At 51.5% G+C, this 1,621-nt stretch carries 1 rRNA gene; it reads right to left on the reverse strand.

From position 1 onward, the window contains the following. Window positions 1-7 precede the first annotated feature (7 nt). A 16S ribosomal RNA gene (locus J3U63_RS12985) occupies window positions 8-1,545 on the reverse strand. Window positions 1,546-1,621: the final 76 nt, after the last annotated feature.

Genomic DNA, 1,621 nt, shown 5'->3' on the forward strand with positions numbered 1-1,621 from the left:
CGCTTCGTAAGGAGGTGATCCAACCGCAGGTTCCCCTACGGTTACCTTGTTACGACTTCACCCCAGTCATGGACCACACCGTGGTAAACGCCCTCCCGAAGGTTAAGCTATCTACTTCTGGTGCAACCCACTCCCATGGTGTGACGGGCGGTGTGTACAAGGCCCGGGAACGTATTCACCGTGACATTCTGATTCACGATTACTAGCGATTCCGACTTCATGGAGTCGAGTTGCAGACTCCAATCCGGACTTAGACGTACTTTCTGAGGTCCGCTTGCTCTCGCGAGGTCGCCTCCCTTTGTATACGCCATTGTAGCACGTGTGTAGCCCTGGTCGTAAGGGCCATGATGACTTGACGTCGTCCCCACCTTCCTCCGCTTTATCAACGGCAGTCTCCTTTGAGTTCCCGACCGAATCGCTGGCAACAAAGGATAAGGGTTGCGCTCGTTGCGGGACTTAACCCAACATTTCACAACACGAGCTGACGACAGCCATGCAGCACCTGTCTCACAGTTCCCGAAGGCACTCTCGCATCTCTGCAAGATTCTGTGGATGTCAAGACCAGGTAAGGTTCTTCGCGTTGCATCGAATTAAACCACATGCTCCACCGCTTGTGCGGGCCCCCGTCAATTCATTTGAGTTTTAACCTTGCGGCCGTACTCCCCAGGCGGTCGATTTATCGCGTTAGCTTCGGAGCCCATCACTCTAGGCAACAAACTCCAAATCGACATCGTTTACAGCGTGGACTACCAGGGTATCTAATCCTGTTTGCTCCCCACGCTTTCGCATCTCAGCGTCAGTATCTGTCCAGAAGGCCGCCTTCGCCACCGGTATTCCTCCACATCTCTACGCATTTCACCGCTACACGTGGAATTCTACCTTCCTCTACAATACTCCAGATAACCAGTTTTAAGTGCAATTCCTAGGTTGAGCCCAGGGCTTTCACACCTAACTTAATTATCCGCCTACATGCCCTTTACGCCCAGTCATTCCGATTAACGCTCGCACCCTCCGTATTACCGCGGCTGCTGGCACGGAGTTAGCCGGTGCTTCTTCTGTAATTAACGTCAATTAGTGCACCTATTAGATACACTACCTTCCTCACTACCGAAAGTACTTTACAACCCGAAGGCCTTCTTCATACACGCGGCATGGCTGCATCAGGGTTCCCCCCATTGTGCAATATTCCCCACTGCTGCCTCCCGTAGGAGTCTGGACCGTGTCTCAGTTCCAGTGTGGCTGGTCATCCTCTCAGACCAGCTAGAGATCGTCGCCTTGGTGAGCCCTTACCCCACCAACTAGCTAATCCCATATGGGTTCATCAAATGGCGCATGGCCCGAAGGTCCCATGCTTTGGTCTCTCAACGTTATGCGGTATTAGCAGTCGTTTCCAACTGTTGTCCCCCTCCATTCGGCAGATCCCCATACCTTACTCACCCGTCCGCCACTCGTCATCAAGTGCAAGCACTCATGTTACCGTTCGACTTGCATGTGTTAAGCCTGCCGCCAGCGTTCAATCTGAGCCATGATCAAACTCTTCAATTTAAAGTTTGATGCTCAATAACTGTCTCTGACATATTCAAATGAATCTTCAGTGTCACTTATCAAGACTTAATTTTTT

This window comes from Gilliamella sp. B2838, from assembly GCF_026536185.1.
GTDB lineage: Bacteria > Pseudomonadota > Gammaproteobacteria > Enterobacterales > Orbaceae > Gilliamella.